Genomic DNA, 15691 nt, shown 5'->3' on the forward strand with positions numbered 1-15691 from the left:
CTCGCCACTTCGGCTGACGCTCGGTTCAGCTCTTGGATCCGGGGCAGTCCTTGCCCCGTCCTTGTGCAGTCCCTGTTCAGTCCTTGTAGTCGGGCGCGATCCGGTCGAGCAGGCGCAGCATCGCCGCCCACGCCAGCTCGTACGCGTCCTCGTCCTGGAAGTCCGAGTCGGCCTCCGCCTCGCCGGCGAGCTGCCGTGCGGTGTACTCGCACACCTCCGGCGACGGCACGGTCAGCGGGACGCCGCCCGCCTGTGCGGTGACCTGTATCTCGCAGGCCTTCTCCAGGTAGTACATGCGCAGGAACGCCTGGGCCGCGCTCCCGCCGACGGTGAGAAGGCCGTGGTTGCGCAGGATCAGCGCGGGGTGGCCGCCGATGTCGTCGACGAGGCGCTTCTGCTCGTCCAGGTTGAGCGCCACGCCCTCGTAGTCGTGGTAGCCGACCCGGTTGTGGAACTCCATCGACATCTGGTTCAGCGGCAGCAGCCCGCCCTGCTGCGCGGCGACCGCGCAGCCCGCCTTGGTGTGCGTGTGCAGGACGCACTGGGCGTCCTCGCGGGCGGCGTGGATCGCGCTGTGGATGACGAACCCGGCCGGGTTGACCGGATAGGAGGTCGGCTCGACCGGGTTCCCGGACAGGTCGATCTTGACCAGGTTCGAGGCGGTGATCTCCTCGAACAGCAGCCCGTACGGGTTGATCAGGAAGTGGTGGTCCGGGCCCGGCAGGCGCAGCGAGATGTGCGTGAAGATCAGGTCGGTCATGCGGAAGTGGGCCACGAGCCGGTAGACGGCGGCGAGTTCGCGGCGCAGTCGCAGTTCCGTCTGTGCGGCGTCCTGATCGGCGGCGGGGGTCAGCAGGTCGGTCACGAGACGGCTCCTTCGAGAGTCGGGTCGACCACGGGCGTGAGCGGGCGGCCGGTGCGGTGCCAGGCGATGACGTTCTCGGCGGGCGCACACACGTATGCGCGCTGCGAGGCGTCGGACAGGAACGCGCTGTGCGGGGAGAGCTGGATGCGCGGGTGGGTGCGCAACGGGTCGTCGGCGGACGGGGGTTCGACCGGGAACACGTCGAGCGCGGCCCCGGCGAGGTGCCCGCTGTCCAGCGCGCGCACGAGCGCGTCGGGGTCGACGAGTTCACCGCGCGAGACGTTCACGAGGAACGAGCCCGGCCGCATCCGGGCGAGCAGGGCCTCGTCCGCGAGACCGTGGGTCTGCGGGGTGAGGGGGGTGTGCAGGGACAGTACGTCCGCGCGGCCGACCAGTTCGTCGAGGTCGAGCCGGTCGACCTCGGGCGGCCAGCCGGCTGGGTCGGCGTGCGGGTCGAAGGCGGCCACGCGGCCGAAGACGGGCGCCGCCATCCGCGCCACGGCGCGCGCGATACGCCCGAACCCGACCAGGCCGAGCGTCAGCTCACTGGCCCGGCGCGGCAGTTCGCCGAACTCCGTGTTCCAGCCGCCGCCCCGCACCGTGGCGTCGGCGTGCGGCAGGTGGCGTACGAGGGAGAGGGTGGCCGCGAGCGCGTGCACGGCGACGTCCTCGGTGGCCGCGTGCGGCAGGTTGCTCACCCACAGGCCGCGCCGGCGGGCCTCGGCGGTGTCCACCATGTCGTAGCCCGCGGACATCGTGGCCAGCATGCGCAGGGCGGGCAGCCGGTCCAGGAGGGCCGCGGCCACGGGGGCGTAGCCGACGATGAGCGCTTCGGCGTCGTGCGCGGCCGCCGCGATCCTGTCGGGGTCGCGGCTCCCGACGACGCGGACCTCGAAGCCCGCGTCGCGCAGCAGGCGTTCGCCCGGCTCGACATCCAGCTCCTCGGGGTCGGTGAAGACCACCACGGGCTGACCCATCTCAATTCTCCCCACGCCTGGAGCGACAAACTCAGGGCGACGAATGATTCGTCGGTCGCTTCGGTGTTGAAGTTACGTTTCGTCTTCCATAATTGTCCAGTCCGCATGAGACGGGCGTCCGTGACGGGCGTCACGGGTGTCCGGCAGCCGTGCCCCCGTGGTCGACAATGGGCGCCGACCCCGGGTGCGGCCGTATCCGGGCAGCCGAGCTGAGGGGAAGCCCCGGTGGACCTGGACCACATCGACCTCGCCGTCGTCCGCGAGCTGCAGGCGGACGGCCGCCTGACGTACGAGACGCTGGCGCAGCGGGTCGGCCTCTCCCGGCCCGCCACCCGGGCCCGCGTCCAGCGGCTGCTCGAGGGCGGTGGCGTGCTCGTGGCGGCCGTCGTGCACCCCGCCATCCGGGGCCTCACCGCGTCGGCGCATCTGTCGATCGGTGTCCGCGGCCCGGCCGGGCCCGTGGCGCGCGCGATCGCCGCCATGCCCGAGGCGCCGTTCGTCACGCTGACCGCCGGCGGCTACGCGGTCATGGCCGAGCTGCGCACGAAGGGGATCGCCGAGCTGGACCGGGCGATCGAACGCGTCCGCTGTCTGCCCGGCGTGGACGTCGTGGACCCGCTCATCTCCACCCGCCACCTCAAGGACCCGTATCTGATCGCGGGGGAGCCTGCCGTCACGGAACTCGACGAGACCGACCAGCTCGTCCTGCGTGAGCTGGAGGCCGACGGCCGCCTCCCGTTCGCCGAGCTCGCCGAACGGGTCGGCCTGTCGGCCGGCGCGGCCCGCGCGCGCACGCTGCGGCTCCTCGACGGTGGCGTCGCGAAGGTTCTCGCGCTGGTGCGGCCCGAGCTCCTCGGCCTCGGCATCCTGTGCGGCTTCGCGGTGCGCGTCGAGGGGGAGCGGGACGAGGTCGCCGCGCGTCTCGCGGAGCGCGAGCAGGTCTCCTTCCTGTCCTCCTGCATGGGACGCGCGGACCTGGTCGGCACGATCACGGTGGAATCCCTCGCGGCGATCCGGACGGCCGTCGAGGACATGCGGGCCGTGAAGGGTGTGCGCACGGTGGAGAGCTGGGTGCACCTGGAACTCATCAAGGAGCGCTACGAGGATCCGGCCGCCGAGTGAGGTGCAGGCCGGACGATACGTAAGCGATGGCTCATCTGAACTTACGAAAAATTTCTCAGCAGTACATCTAGCCAAGTCAACGTCGGTTGCTTATCGTCCATGCGAACGAATCAGTCGCCGCGCCCTGTCTGTGTGCGGCGGCCCTCATGGTCTTCCCACGGTCGAAAGCAGGCCCCCTCATGCACCACCCCCTCGATGACGCCGACCGCACGCTCCTGGTGACCGGCGCGGCGGTCGCCGCCGCCGGAACCTCCGTACGCGCCGAGGCACTCGCCGTTCGCGGCGGCCGCATCGTCCACGTCGGCACCGCCGACGAGGCACGCGCCGCGCTCGGCGGCCGGATCGACGAGAACCTCGAACTCGACGGCGGCCTCGTCCACCCCGGCTTCGTCGACGCCCACTGCCACCCCGTGATGTACGGACAGGCCCTGGCCTGGGTCGACTGCCGGCCCGAACGCGTCCCCGACATCGAGACCCTCGTCGCCGTCCTGACCGACGCCGCCCGCGAGCTGCCCGCCGGAGTCCCCGTGCGCGGCTTCGGGTACGAGCACCGCCGGCTCGCCGAGCGCCGCCACCCCACCTGTCACGACCTCGACCGCGTCGCCACCGACCGCGAGGTGTACGTCATGAACGCCTCCGGCCACGGCGGCGTCGTCAACTCCCACACCCTGCGCACCTGCGGCGTCACCGCGGGCACCCCCGACCCCGAGGGCGGCAGCATCGGCCGTCTGCCCTCCGGTGAACCCGACGGGCAGCTCTGGGACGCGGCCTGCGACCTGCTCACCGGACCCGGCGGCGTGAAGATCGGCAACCACGGGCCGAACTTCCACCTCTCCGAACCCGACGCGATCATGGCCGATCACCTGCTGCGCGCCCAGGAGGTCTTCCTCGCCGCCGGCGTCACCACTGTCGGCGACGCCCAGGCCTCACGTCGCGAGATGGAGACCTATCTGAGGGCGCGCCAGGACGGCTCGCTGCGCCTGCGCGTCTCCGCGTACCTCACGTCCGCGCTCCTCGACACCGCGCTCGACCTGGGAGTCGTGAACGGCTTCGGCGACGACCACTTCCGCGTCCAGGGCGTGAAGTTCTACGCCGACGGCACCCTCGGCGGCTGGACCGCGTACTTCCCCGACGGATACGCGGCGGACTGCTGCCACCACGGGCAGCTCTACCACTCGGCCGAGGAGTACGCCGAGCTCGTCGGCCGCGCCCACCGCGCGGGCCTGCAGACCGCCACCCACGCCCAGTCCCCGTTCGCCATCGGCATGGTGCTCGACGCCGTCGAGAAGGCGCAGGCCGACCGCGAGCGCCCCGGCATGCGGCACCGCATCGAGCACTCCGGTCTGCCCACCGACGAACAGATCGTCCGCATGGGCGAGTTGGGCGTCGTACCCGTCATGCAGCCCCAGCACCACCTGCGGACCGGCGACGGCACACTCACCGCCGTCGGCGACCTGGGCCACCGCTACAACCCGGCGGGCGCCTGCCTCGCCGCGGGCGTGCCCGTCGTCTTCAGCTCCGACGCGCCCGTCGCGCCGCCCGCCCCCCTCGAGGCGATCTCCGCCGCGGCCACCCGGCGCACCGTGCTCGGCACCGTCCTCGGCGACGCCGCGCTGCGCATGCCCGTCGCGGACGGCCTGCACGCGCACACCGCGGCGGCGGCCGCCGCCCTGCACCGCGAACACGCGGTCGGCGCCCTGGCCCCCGGCATGCTCGCCGACTTCGTGGTCCTCGACAGCGACCCGCTCACCGCGGACCCGGCCGAACTCGCCGGCATCGGCGTACGCGAGACCTGGATCGGCGGCGCCCGCGCCTGGGCCGCCCCCGGCCGCTGACCTCTCCACCGCACAGCGGCCTACCGCACACCTTCTCTACTGAACAGCCTTCTCCGCCCTTCCCCTTCCCCGCCTCTCCTGTCCCCGGAGGCTTCATGCCGACACAGCCCGCCGCCACCCGACAGAGCCCGTACAGAGCCGCCTTCGCGGCCCTCGCCGGCACCTCCATCGAGTGGTACGACTTCTACGCCTTCGCCACCGCTGCGGCGATCGTCTTCGACGACGTGTTCTTCCCACCGGACATGTCGCCCTACCTCAAGACCCTCTCGGCGTTCGCGACCTTCGCCGTCGGCTTCCTGCTGCGCCCGCTCGGCGGCATCGTCTTCGGCCACATAGGCGACCGCGTCGGCCGGAAGAAGACCCTCGTCATCACGCTCATGATGATGGGCGTCGCGTCGTTCGCGATCGGCCTGCTCCCCACCTACTCCCAGGTCGGCGCGCTGGCCCCGGTCCTGCTCATCACGCTGCGCCTCATCCAGGGCATCGCGATCGGCGGCGAGTGGGGAGGCGCCGTACTGATCGCGGTGGAGAACGCCCCGCCCGGTAAGGCCTCGTTCTTCGGTTCGTTCGCTCAACTCGGCTCATCCGTAGGTGCGTTGCTGTCGACCGGTGCCTTCAGTCTGATGAACCTCTTCGGCAACGACGCGTTCATGAGCTGGGGCTGGCGCGTGCCGTTCCTGGCGTCCTCGGTCCTGGTGATCGTCGGCCTCGTCGTACGGGTGAAGCTCGAGGAGTCGCCCGTCATGTCCGAGGTGCGTGAGGAACACGCCGCCACCGAACAGAAGCTGCCCGTCGTGGAGGTCTTCCAGAAGGCGTGGCGCACGGTCCTCATCGGTGTCTTCGCCCTGGCCACCGCGACCGGCGGCTACTACGTGGTGACCAGCTTCCTGCTCTCGTACGGGACCGGTGACCTCCACCTGTCCGAGGCGATGCTCCTCAACGGCCTCACCCTGGCCGCCTTCCTGGAACTCCTGGTCACGCCGTGGCTGTCCTGGCTGGCGGACCGGGTGGGCCCGCACAAGGTCGTCATCGCGGGCCTGGCGGGCGTGATCGTCCTGGCGATCCCGCAGTTCATGGTCCTCGGCACCGGCAGCGTCGTCCTGATCTGGCTGTTGATGCTGGCGATGCGCCTGGTGATGTCCGCGCTCTACGGGCCCATCGCCTCGATCCTCGCGGAGGGCTTCGCGCCGCACGTCCGCTACACCGGAATCTCGCTGTCCTACCAGATCTGCAACCTGGTCTTCGGCGGCCTCGCGCCGCTCGCGGCGGTCTCGCTCGCCGCGGCCGCGGGCGGCCACTACTGGCCGACGGCACTCATGCTCATGGTCATCTCGGCCATCGGCATCTGGTGCACGGCCCGGCTCCGGCGCCTGCGCGTGCTGCAGACACCGGAAGGGACGGCTGCGGTGACGGAACAGGAGGTGGCGAGCGGGGTCTGAGGACGGCTGAGGCGGTGCGCGGCCCGGCGGATCGACTGCGGCCGGTGTCAGATCGGTTGCGTCCGGTGGATGGAGTACTGCTCCATGAGCTTGGCGCGGGTCGCCCCGAGCCGGTACGCCAGGATCTCGGCGACGGTACGGATCAGGGTCATGCCCAGCGCCGGATCGGTCTCGCAGAGGTCGCGCACCGCCTGCGCGTCGAACTCGTAGGCGCGCACGGGGCTGAACGCCTCGGCCCCGAAGTCCCACTTGTGCGGCGGGAACAGCCATGACCAGCCGAGCAGATCACCCGAGCCCAGCGAGGCGACAGTCACCTTCCTGTGCTCGGTGACCTGCTGGTCCAGAGAGACCGCGCCCGAGCGCACCACCCAGAACCGGTCGGCGATGTGGCCCTCCTCGAAGATCCGCTCGTCCTCGTCGAACGCCACCTCCTTGGCGAGCGTCATCAGCCGCTCGCGGTGCTCGTGAGGAAGGGCGGTCAGCAGTCGCGTCGCGTTCGTCATGGAACGGCCTCCTCGCCGAGGTTCCCCGACTTCCATTGGAGCCGCCACGGGCCGATTGAGCACCCCGGGAGCGGCACCGAATCGCACGGATCACGTGGAGTCACCCGCCGGCTTCGCTGTGACAGCGGAAAGCCACTCGACGACGTCCGTGGCCTCTTGCTCGCGCGCGATGTCCAGAGGCGTTTTGTCGCCGTGGCCGACCCGGCCGGGATCAGCCCCCAGCCCGTACAGGTACTGGGCGGTGGCCAGGTGGCCGCCGTGACAGGCGCACCAGAACGCGTCGGCAACCTCCTCCGGCGTCGGGGGTTCCGCGGTCACCCGGGCCCTGACCCGGTCGGTCAGGCCGAGCGACGCGGCCTCCTCGAGCGTGACGCGGGCGCCGTGCTCCACGAGCCGGAACGCGGCGCGCCACTGCCCGAAGGCGCAGGCGTCCGCGAGGGGCGTGCCGTTGCCGATCACCGCGCCGGGCGCCTCGATGTCCGCGCCGGCCGCGACGAGGGCGTCGACGGCGGCGACGTCGTCACTGCTCGCCGCCCAGTGCAGGGGCGTCTCGGTGTGCGCGCCGGAGAAACGCGCGTCGGGGTCCGCCCCGGCCTCCACCAGCGCGGCGATGACCTGGGCACCGTTGGGGAAATGGCCGGGCCAGTCGGTCGCGATGTGCAGCAGTGTGCGGATCCCGGAGCAGTCCGGGCGGGCGGACTCCGCGATCGCGGCGGAGGCCAGCCCCGGGTGTTCGGCGAGCAGGTGGCGCAGGGCCGGTACGTCGCCCTGGCGGATCGCCGCCGTGACCGCGACGGCGATCGGGTCCTGCGGGTCGAGCGTGGTCGTCATGGAGGTGCCTTCTGCCGGGGCGGGACGGGTGATCACCAGTGCCGAGGGCGGCACGCTCAGCGCAAGGCACCGGTGATGTCAAAGTGGTGACTGTGAGCGCTCTGTTGACCAGGGGCGCAGTACGACGGGCTTCACGCGGCGTGGTGGGCGAGTGCCGTGTGCGGGTCGGGCACGCCGGGGGCGGGCGCCGGGTCGGCGTGCACCAGAGCGCCGGTGAGCTTGGGGACGGCGTGCAGCAGGGCGTGCTCCGCGGCGACCGCGACCTCGTGGGCGGCCCGCACGCTGAGGGCGCCGTCGACGACGATGGCCACCTCGGCGCGCAGCCGGTGCCCGATCCAGCGCATGCGCAGCTCATTGACGGCCAGCACTCCGGGTACGTGCCCCAGGGCATGCTCGGCGCTGTCCACGACGGCCGGGTCGACGGCGTCCATCACCCGCCGGAAGACCTCACGGCAGGCGTCGCGCAGCACGAGAAGGATGGCGGCGGTGATGGCCAGCCCCACGATCGGGTCCGCGAGCCGCCAGCCGACGGCGGCGCCGCCCGCCCCGATGAGAACGGCGAGTGAGGTGAACCCGTCCGTACGCGCGTGCAGTCCGTCGGCGACCAGCGCCGCGGAGCCGATGTCACGGCCGACGCGGATGCGGTAGCGGGCGACCCATTCATTGCCGAGGAACCCGATCACGGCGGCCGCGGCCACGGCCGGCAGATACGTCATGTCGTGCGGGTTCACGAGCCGGTCGACGGCCGTCCACGCGGCGAACGCGGCGGAGGCGGCGATGGTCAGGACGATGACGAGCCCGGCGATGTCCTCGGCGCGCCCGTATCCGTAGGTGAAGCGGCGGTTGGCGGCCCGCCGGCCCAGGACGAAGGCGACGCCGAGCGGCAGGGCGGTGAGGGCGTCCGCCGCGTTGTGGACCGTGTCGCCGAGCAGCGCGACCGAACCCGAGAGCACGACGACGACCGCCTGGGCCGCCGCGGTCACGCCCAGTACGGCCAGCGAGATCCACAGGGCGCGCAGGCCCCGGGCCGAGGCTTCGAGGGCCCGGTCGGTCTTGTCGGCGGTCTCGTGGGAGTGGGGGGTGAGGACGTGCGCGAGCCGGTGCCGCCACCGGGCCTCTCCCGACGTGGGGCCGTGCTCGTGACCGTGGTGATGCGTGCCGTCGTGGGGTGCGTGTCCGTGCTGAGGGCTCAAGGGTCGGGCCTTCCTGGACTGGGGCGGGGGGCGAGGGCCGCGGGGATCGGGGCCGAGCTGGACACCGGGAGGCGTCCCGTTCCATTATGTGCGTATGAGCGCACGCATGCACCTGTCACCTGCGCACGGTGCGCACCCGCAAGACCCGAGCGGCGAGCAACTGGCATACGCCGCCGATCTCCTCGGCCTCCTCGCCGACCGCACGCGTCTCGTACTGCTGCACACGCTCGCCAAGGGCGAGGCGGACGTCACGACGCTCACCGAGGCGTGCGGCGCGGCCCGCCCCGCCGTCAGCCAGCACCTGGCGAAACTACGTCTCGCGGGCCTGGTGACCGTCCGCAAGGAAGGGCGCCGCATGATCTACGCGCTGCTCGACGGGCATCTGCGACGCCTGGTGAGCGAGGCGCTGAATCTCGCGGACCATCACCTCGGCCGCCACCCCGTTGCGTAAGGGCGCGAGGGTGCGGTCCGGGCTCCCAGGATCCTCGGCATGACGGATCGCGAGTGCTACCCATGCGGCAAGGAAGCGCAGTTCGCCGGTCTGCCTCCCCGCGAACGCATCGCCTTCGACGAGCACTGGCGGGTGGTCCACGCCGTCGGAACGGCACTGCCCGGCTGGCTGGTGCTGCTGCCGCGACGCCACGTCACGGCTGTCCACGACCTCACCGACGCGGAGGCCGCGACGCTGGGCGCCTGGCAGGTCAGGCTCTCCCGCGCGCTGCGGAGCGTGACCGGCTGCGAGAAGACCTACGTGGCGCAGTTCGCGGAGGCCGAAGGCTTCTCGCACGTGCACTTCCACGTGGTGCCCCGGCCGCCCGGCCTCCCGCAGGAGCGCCGCGGTCCCGGCGTCTTCGCGCTGCTCGGCCGGCCGGAGGAGGAGTGGGTGACGGACGGCGAGGCGGATCGGTTGGCACGTGACCTACGGGCCCGTCTCCGCCCGGATCCGCCGCTGTGACCACGACGGTGACGCGGCGTCAGTTCTGCGTCGGGGGAGGGGAATCCTGGTCGAGTACGTACAGCTCCGGCAGGTTGACGACGATCGCCTCCTGTGTGCTGCGCGCGATCACCACGACCGCCTCCTCGTCCGGGCTCGGGTTCTCCTCTCGGTGCGGGACGTAGGGCGGCACGAAGATGTAGTCGCCCGGTGCGGTGCGCAGCCGGACCTCTTCGGGGGTGCCGCTGGAGTCGTCCAGGAACACGAACTCCGGGTGTCCCTTCACCACATGGATCGCCGTCTCCGAAGCGCCGTGGTGGTGGTTGGAGGAGGCGGTGTCGGGGGCCACGTGCGTCTGGCCCATCCAGATGCGCTCGGAGCCGACCGTGCTCCCGCTGATCGCCGCGAAGCGCCGCATGCCACCGGTCTGGGCGGTGTCGCCGTCCAGTTCGCCCCCGCGGATGTGGTGGAGCCGGGCGCGCAGCGGCAGGGGACCGTCATGGTCCGGAAGGTCGGGGTGGAACGCGTCGCGCTCGGGTGAGTCGCCGGCGTGTGAAGGTGTGGCCATGGCAGTCCTGCTCGTCGTGGGCGGGCCGTCGGCGGTGGTCCGGCGTGGGATGCGGCGGGCGTGCGCCGGTGTGGTGGGTGTCGACGACGACGGAGACAAGGTTGCTCCCGGCTCGCTCGATGCCGAGCCGTGAACGCTCAAGATCCACGGCCGACCGTAGAGAGCCGGTCGAACGGATGTCAAGGTTTGTCCGTTGCCGTCGCTTCGGGTCCTGATCTCCGCCGGAGCCGCGTCCGGCGGAGGCCCGGCCGGGGTGACGGGTGGATCGGCCCGGCCCGGAAGCTCGTGCGGCTGACCGACGCACCGTCAGAAAATCATGGGATGCCAGGAGTTCGAGGTCATGAGTGCTGGGGGGCCAGGTATGCGCGCATCCGCGCGAGCCGGCCGTCGGCGGTGGTCCAGTCGGCGGTGGATGTGCCGACGTGGCGCCAGCCCGCTCGCTCGTAGAGTCCGATGGCCGCGCTCGCGGCCGTCTCGACCTCCAGAACCGGTGTCTGCCCGCGCGCGGCGCCGGCCTCGATCGCCCGGGCGAGCAGCAGGGCGGCCACCCCGCGCCGCCGGGCGCCGGTGCTGACGAAGAGCCGTGCCACGGCCAGCAGACGCTGCTCGGGCACCCCCGCAGCCGAGGCCAGGTCAGGTCCCGGCGGTGTGAGGGCCATGTGTCCGACGACGTCGGCGCCCGCCACGACGACCCAGGCGTCGGTCATGCCGTGCGGGGTCAGCCAGTCCGCCGGATCTGCGGGCCAGTCCACCGGGTAGCGGTCGGCCGCCTGGACCCCGGCGAGCGCCTCGACGCAGCGGGGAAGGTCGGCGTCGGCGCGCGGGCGCACCGTGAGTTCGTTCGTGTCCGTCACGCCAGAGATCCTGGCATCCGTGCGGCGTCCTAGGATCACTGCACCCCGTGCGGCCGGAACTGGATGCTGATCCGTCCGCCCGCGGCCCGCGTCGTCTTCGGGACGGCGTGCTCCCACGTCCGCTGGCAGGAGCCGCCCATCACGATCAGGTCGCCGTGGCCCAGCGGCCGGCGGACCACGCTGCCGCCACCGCGGGGGCGGAGCAACAGGTCGCGCGGCGCGCCCACGGACAGGATGGCGACCATCGTGTCCTCGCGGGCGCCGCGCCCGATGCGGTCGCCGTGCCAGGCGACGCTGTCGCGCCCGTCGCGGTAGTGGCACAGCCCGGCCGTCGTGAACGGCTCGCCGAGCTCGGCCGCGTAGTGCGTGGACAGTGTCTGCCGCGCCTCGTCGAGCACGGGGTGCGGGAGGGGCTCGCCCGCGCCGTAGAAGGCGAGCAGGCGCGGCACGTCCACGACCCGCTCGTACATCTGCCGCCGCTCGGCCTTCCACGGCACGTCGGTGGCCAGCCGCTCGAACAGGACGTCGGCGCCGCTCAGCCAGCCCGGCAGCAGGTCGATCCAGGCGCCGTCGCCGAGCACGGTCCTGCGGACCCCGTCCAGTGGCCGCAGTCGCACGTCGTCGCTCTGGTCGAACAGGGACCCCTGGAGTTGGTGCGTTGCCATGAGGACAGCGTACTCCTTGATTCGAACATCTGAGCTAATTGGCTGGACGTGGACACCCCGGGTCCTGCGAAACTGGGCGTGTGGACGAGATGAGACGGTTCCGTCGGGCGGCCGGAGCGTGGGCGGCGCGCGGGGGTGAGGGCGGGTCCGCCGCGGACGCGGCCCGCGACCTGGCCGTCGCGGCCGGTGTGCGCAAGGTCGTCCTGGTCGAGGGGGAGAGCGACCTGGTGGCCGTCGAGGCGCTCGCCCGGCGGCGCGGACGCAGGCTCGACGAGGAGGGCGTCGCGGTGCTGCCGCTCGGCGGCGCGATGAGCATCGGAAGGTTCCTCGCGGTGTGCGGCCCGGACGGGCTCGATGTCACCGTCGCCGGGTTGTGCGACGCGGGGGAGGAGCACTACTTCCGCAGCGTTCTGGAGCGGACCGGCCCGCGTCCCCACCTCACCCACGCGGACATGGAGGAGCTCGGCTTCTACGTGTGTGTCGCGGACCTGGAGGACGAGCTGATCCGCGGCCTCGGCGCGGACACGGTGCAGCAAGTCCTGGACGTGGAGGGCGACCTGAGGCCCTTCCGGACCTTCCAGAAGCAGCCGGCGCAGCGCGACCGGGGCGTGGAGCGGCAGTTGCGCCGGTTCATGGGGACGCACAGCGGTCGCAAGGCGCAGTACGCGCGCTCACTCGTGGAGCGGCTCGACCTCGACCGGGTCCCACGCCCTCTGGACCGGCTCCTCGCGCATCTCTGACCCCGGCATGAGTGTCGGACCCCCGGCGCGCACAACCGACGCGTCCGACCCCGCCGCCGCGAACAGCGCTCAAACAGGCAGCAGCCGCGCGATCAGCGCGCTCAGCTGCTGGGCGTTCCGGCACTCGTGCATCTCGACGATCTCCGCATACGCGTCGGCCGTCGAGTCGCCGGTGTCCCACAGCGTGCGCCGTTCGGGGTTGAGCCAGTACACCTTCCGGGCGCGAGCGGCGACGTCCCGCAGCGCCCCCGTGTTGGGGTCGCTCATGTTCGTACGGGCGTCGCCCAGGACGAACACCGTGCTGCGCGGCCCGACCGCGTCCGCGTACCGCTCGGCGAACTCGCCCAGCGAGGTGCCGTAGTCACTGCTCCCGTGCCAGCCGGTCACGGCCGCCGTCGACAGGATGCCGGCACTGAGTCCCTCCGGCCCCGCCGTGTCGCGGCCGATGAGGTCGGTCACCTCGTCGACGCGGTTGACGAAGGCGAACACCCGCACCTTGCTGAACTGGTCGTGCAGCGCCTGCACCAGCAGCATGGTGAAGTTGGCGAACCCCGAGACCGAGCCCGACACGTCACACAGCAGGACGAGTTCGGGGCGCGCGGGGCGGCGGCGGCGCAGCACGGGCCGCATCGGTACGCCCCCCGTCGACAGGGAGCCACGGAGCGTCCGCCGCAGGTCGATCCGTCCGCGCGCGGCCCGGCGTCTGCGGGCGGCGAGGCGGGTGGCCAGTTTGCGGGCCAGCGGCTGAACCGCCCTGCGCAGTTCGTCGAGCTGAGCGCGGCCCGCGATGAGGAAGTCGACACGGTCGGCGGTCGGGGCGATGGCGCGGCGGGCGATCTCGTCGGTGCCCCGGCGCTCGGCGACCCGGCGCCGCGCCTCGCTGCCCACGCGCCCGCGGAACGCCTGGATGCGGCGGCGGATCTCGTCCGCCTGGAGCCGGTCGGTGAACTCGTCGTCGCCGGTGGCCCCGGCCCGGATCCCGGCGAGGATCCGGGCGAGCAGGGTCTCCGGGCGCAGCCGGGCGAGCGTCTGGTGCGAGGACCAGCCGTCCGACCGGCCCGATCCTCCGGACCCGCCCGAGCCGCCCGCACCGTTGGCGATGCCGTAGCCGCCGAGGCCGTCCACCGCTTCGGCCGCCAACTGGTCGAGCATCTCCTGGTCGTTGGCGGCCAGCGCGGCGGCGAGCCGCTCGCGCAGGTCGGCCGTGTCGGACTGCTGCCACGTTCTCACGGCGCTCGGTTCGTGCCGGGTGTCCCGCGGGGCGCCGACGCTCCGGGGAAAGTACAGATCGAAGACGGGGTCGAAGACGGCCCGCTGCCCTTCACTGTGCAGCAGCGCCGCCGCCAGGCCCTCCCGCAGATACTCGCGGTCGGTCAGGCCGAGCGCCTCGACCGCGAGCCCGGCGTCCACGGTCTCGCCGGTGCCGATGCGCACCCCGTGCGAGCGCAGTGCCTGCACGAGCGCGGTGAGCCGCTCCGGGACGCCGGCCGCCGTCGCGCTCACACGGCGTCCAGATCCAGCTTGGCCGCCGCCTTCAGGACGTCCTCCTGGTGCTTGAGGACGACGCCGAGCGTGTCGCGTACGACCTCCTCGTCGAGGGTTCCGGCGCCGAGGGCGAGGAGCGTGCGGGCCCAGTCGATGGTCTCCGCGACCGACGGCACCTTCCGCAGGTCCATCGCGCGGAGCGCCCCGACCACCCGCACCACGGCCTGCGCCAGCGCCTCGTCGAGCCCCGGCACCTTGAGCCGTACGATCCGGCGCTCCAACTCCTCCTCGGGGAAGCCGATGTGGAGGAACAGGCAGCGGCGGCGCAGCGCCTCGGACAGCTCGCGGCTCGCGTTGGAGGTGAGGACGGTGAACGGGCGGCGCGTCGCGCTGATCGTGCCGAGCTCGGGCACCGTCACCTGGAAGTCGCTGAGCACCTCCAGAAGCAGGCCCTCCACCTCGACGTCGGCCTTGTCGGTCTCGTCGATGAGCAGCACCTTCGGGTCGCTGCCGCGGATCGCCGTCAGGAGCGGGCGCGGAAGCAGGAACTCCTCGCTGAAGATGTCCGTACGGGTCGCGTCCCAGGACTCGTCGCGGCCCGCCGTGATGCGCAGGAGCTGCTTGGCGTGATTCCACTCGTACAGAGCGCGCGACTCGTCCACGCCCTCGTAGCACTGGAGCCGGACGAGAGTGGCGCCGGCGACCTCGGCGACCGCCTTGGCCAGTTCGGTCTTGCCGACGCCCGCGGGGCCCTCGACGAGGAGCGGCTTGCCGAGGCGGTCGGCGAGGAAGACGGTGGTGGCCACCGCGGGAGACGCCAGGTAGCCCGTCGCGGCGAGCCGCGCGGACACATCGTCGACGGACGTGAAGTACCCGGTCGTCATGCGTGAGCCCCCTCCTCGTGCGGCGCCGCGCGCCGGATGGTCTGCGGCCACTGGACCAGTTCCGCGAGCGGCTCCACAACAGGGACGCACCGTTTGCGTCGTAGGTCACGTGCCACAGCCGTACGGAACGCCCGAACCGGTCGGCTGCCGGCGTGTCCTCGGGGTCCGAACTGCTGGGTCTCAATCCGAGACCCTCGTATGCTGACGCCATGAGGCGGACCTCCTTTGCCAACTGGCCCTGCTCCATCGCGCGCACCATGGACCTGCTCGGCGACTGGTGGACGCCGCTCGTCCTGCGGGAGGCGTTCTACGGGATCAAGCGGTTCGACGTGTTCCAGGAGGAGCTCGGCATCGCGCGCAACACCCTGGCCGACCGCCTCCGGCGCCTCGTCGACGAGGGCCTCATGGAGAAGCGCGCCTATCAGCACGAGCCCGTCCGCTACGACTACGTCCTCACGGACATGGGACGCGACTTCTTCGGCGTGCTCGCTGCGATGAACCGCTGGGGCGACCGCTGGCTGGCGGAGGAGGCCGGTCCGCCCGTCGTCTTCCACCACGACCGGTGCGGGCGCGAGGGCCATGCCGAGGTCGTGTGCAGCGAGTGCAAAGAGCCGATGACAGCCGAGAACACGCGGCCCCGCCTCGGCCCCGGCTATCCGCCCCGCCTCGCGGAGCGCCCCGACGTCAAGGCCCGTTTCACGGACTGACTCCCCGCCGTCCCGCCCTGCGGCCTTGCCTCTTGACGAGTGAGTCTATCTACGCAACTCTCATGCTCAGGGTCGCTTTTCGCAGATCC

The 15691-nt window shown here is 72.1% G+C and carries 18 protein-coding genes; 8 read left to right on the forward strand and 10 right to left on the reverse strand.

Features of this window, described 5'->3' with window-relative positions; translation table 11 throughout:
• Positions 1–76: 76 nt before the first annotated feature.
• A complete protein-coding gene (locus tag ACZ67T_RS22540) occupies positions 77–865 on the reverse strand; it encodes a class II aldolase/adducin family protein (protein WP_469986319.1) in 789 nt (262 codons plus the stop codon).
• On the reverse strand, positions 862–1842 hold the full coding sequence (locus ACZ67T_RS22545) for a C-terminal binding protein (protein WP_469986320.1): 981 nt from the start codon (positions 1840–1842) through the stop codon (positions 862–864). Before ACZ67T_RS22545 ends, ACZ67T_RS22540 begins: the two co-directional genes overlap by 4 nt.
• A gap of 225 nt (positions 1843–2067) precedes the next feature.
• Here ACZ67T_RS22545 and ACZ67T_RS22550 point away from each other — a divergent pair, with 225 nt between their 5' ends.
• From ACZ67T_RS22550 to ACZ67T_RS22560, 3 genes are all read left to right on the forward strand, one after another.
• A complete protein-coding gene (locus ACZ67T_RS22550; protein ID WP_469986321.1) occupies positions 2068–2964 on the forward strand; it encodes an Lrp/AsnC family transcriptional regulator in 897 nt (298 codons plus the stop codon).
• A 179-nt stretch (positions 2965–3143) separates the two neighbouring features.
• The gene (locus tag ACZ67T_RS22555) at positions 3144–4799 is read left to right on the forward strand and encodes an amidohydrolase (protein WP_469986323.1); all 1656 of its coding nucleotides are present in this window, start codon (positions 3144–3146) and stop codon (positions 4797–4799) included.
• Between the two features lie 95 nt (positions 4800–4894).
• Complete coding sequence (locus tag ACZ67T_RS22560) at positions 4895–6238, forward strand: MFS transporter (RefSeq protein ID WP_469986325.1); 1344 nt, start codon at positions 4895–4897, stop codon at positions 6236–6238.
• Positions 6239–6285: 47 nt separating this feature from the next.
• Here ACZ67T_RS22560 and ACZ67T_RS22565 read toward each other — a convergent pair whose 3' ends face one another.
• From ACZ67T_RS22565 to ACZ67T_RS22575, 3 genes are all read right to left on the reverse strand, one after another.
• Positions 6286–6741, reverse strand: a complete 456-nt coding sequence (locus ACZ67T_RS22565) for a cyclic nucleotide-binding domain-containing protein (protein WP_469986327.1) — start codon at positions 6739–6741, stop codon at positions 6286–6288.
• Between the two features lie 90 nt (positions 6742–6831).
• Positions 6832–7572 (reverse strand): ankyrin repeat domain-containing protein, encoded by a 741-nt coding sequence (locus tag ACZ67T_RS22570; RefSeq protein ID WP_469986329.1) that lies wholly within the window; start codon positions 7570–7572, stop codon positions 6832–6834.
• 131 nt (positions 7573–7703) lie between these two features.
• Positions 7704–8765, reverse strand: a complete 1062-nt coding sequence (locus tag ACZ67T_RS22575; protein WP_469986330.1) for a cation diffusion facilitator family transporter — start codon at positions 8763–8765, stop codon at positions 7704–7706.
• A gap of 94 nt (positions 8766–8859) precedes the next feature.
• Here ACZ67T_RS22575 and ACZ67T_RS22580 point away from each other — a divergent pair, with 94 nt between their 5' ends.
• Entirely contained in the window at positions 8860–9216 is a 357-nt protein-coding gene (locus tag ACZ67T_RS22580; RefSeq protein ID WP_469986332.1) for an ArsR/SmtB family transcription factor, read from the forward strand.
• A gap of 39 nt (positions 9217–9255) precedes the next feature.
• Positions 9256–9720 (forward strand): HIT family protein, encoded by a 465-nt coding sequence (locus tag ACZ67T_RS22585; RefSeq protein WP_469986334.1) that lies wholly within the window; start codon positions 9256–9258, stop codon positions 9718–9720.
• Positions 9721–9739: 19 nt separating this feature from the next.
• Here the strand turns inward: ACZ67T_RS22585 and ACZ67T_RS22590 are convergent, their stop codons facing one another.
• Complete coding sequence (locus ACZ67T_RS22590) at positions 9740–10267, reverse strand: cupin domain-containing protein (protein ID WP_469986335.1); 528 nt, start codon at positions 10265–10267, stop codon at positions 9740–9742.
• Here ACZ67T_RS22590 and ACZ67T_RS22595 point away from each other — a divergent pair.
• Entirely contained in the window at positions 10266–10400 is a 135-nt protein-coding gene (locus ACZ67T_RS22595; RefSeq protein WP_469986336.1) for a hypothetical protein, read from the forward strand. The genes ACZ67T_RS22590 and ACZ67T_RS22595 overlap by 2 nt on opposite strands.
• A gap of 205 nt (positions 10401–10605) precedes the next feature.
• Here the strand turns inward: ACZ67T_RS22595 and ACZ67T_RS22600 are convergent, their stop codons facing one another.
• Complete coding sequence (locus ACZ67T_RS22600; RefSeq protein ID WP_469986338.1) at positions 10606–11121, reverse strand: GNAT family N-acetyltransferase; 516 nt, start codon at positions 11119–11121, stop codon at positions 10606–10608.
• Positions 11122–11156: 35 nt separating this feature from the next.
• Entirely contained in the window at positions 11157–11786 is a 630-nt protein-coding gene (locus ACZ67T_RS22605) for an alpha-ketoglutarate-dependent dioxygenase AlkB (protein ID WP_469986340.1), read from the reverse strand.
• An 80-nt stretch (positions 11787–11866) separates the two neighbouring features.
• Here ACZ67T_RS22605 and ACZ67T_RS22610 point away from each other — a divergent pair, with 80 nt between their 5' ends.
• Entirely contained in the window at positions 11867–12526 is a 660-nt protein-coding gene (locus tag ACZ67T_RS22610) for a TOPRIM nucleotidyl transferase/hydrolase domain-containing protein (RefSeq protein WP_469986342.1), read from the forward strand.
• 69 nt (positions 12527–12595) lie between these two features.
• On the opposite strand, the gene ACZ67T_RS22615 is transcribed toward ACZ67T_RS22610, so the two are convergent.
• Both ACZ67T_RS22615 and ACZ67T_RS22620 read right to left on the reverse strand, forming a co-directional pair.
• On the reverse strand, positions 12596–14029 hold the full coding sequence (locus tag ACZ67T_RS22615) for a VWA domain-containing protein (RefSeq protein WP_469986344.1): 1434 nt from the start codon (positions 14027–14029) through the stop codon (positions 12596–12598).
• Positions 14026–14895 carry an AAA family ATPase gene (locus ACZ67T_RS22620; RefSeq protein WP_469986345.1) on the reverse strand — a complete coding sequence of 290 codons (870 nt, stop codon included), beginning with the start codon at positions 14893–14895 and terminating at the stop codon, positions 14026–14028. Before ACZ67T_RS22620 ends, ACZ67T_RS22615 begins: the two co-directional genes overlap by 4 nt.
• Before the next feature lie 209 nt (positions 14896–15104).
• On the opposite strand from ACZ67T_RS22620, the gene ACZ67T_RS22625 reads away from it, so the two are divergent.
• On the forward strand, positions 15105–15602 hold the full coding sequence (locus ACZ67T_RS22625) for a winged helix-turn-helix transcriptional regulator (RefSeq protein ID WP_469986347.1): 498 nt from the start codon (positions 15105–15107) through the stop codon (positions 15600–15602).
• Positions 15603–15691: the final 89 nt, after the last annotated feature.

The sequence above is a fragment of the Streptomyces sp. NPDC107517 genome (assembly GCF_055582645.1).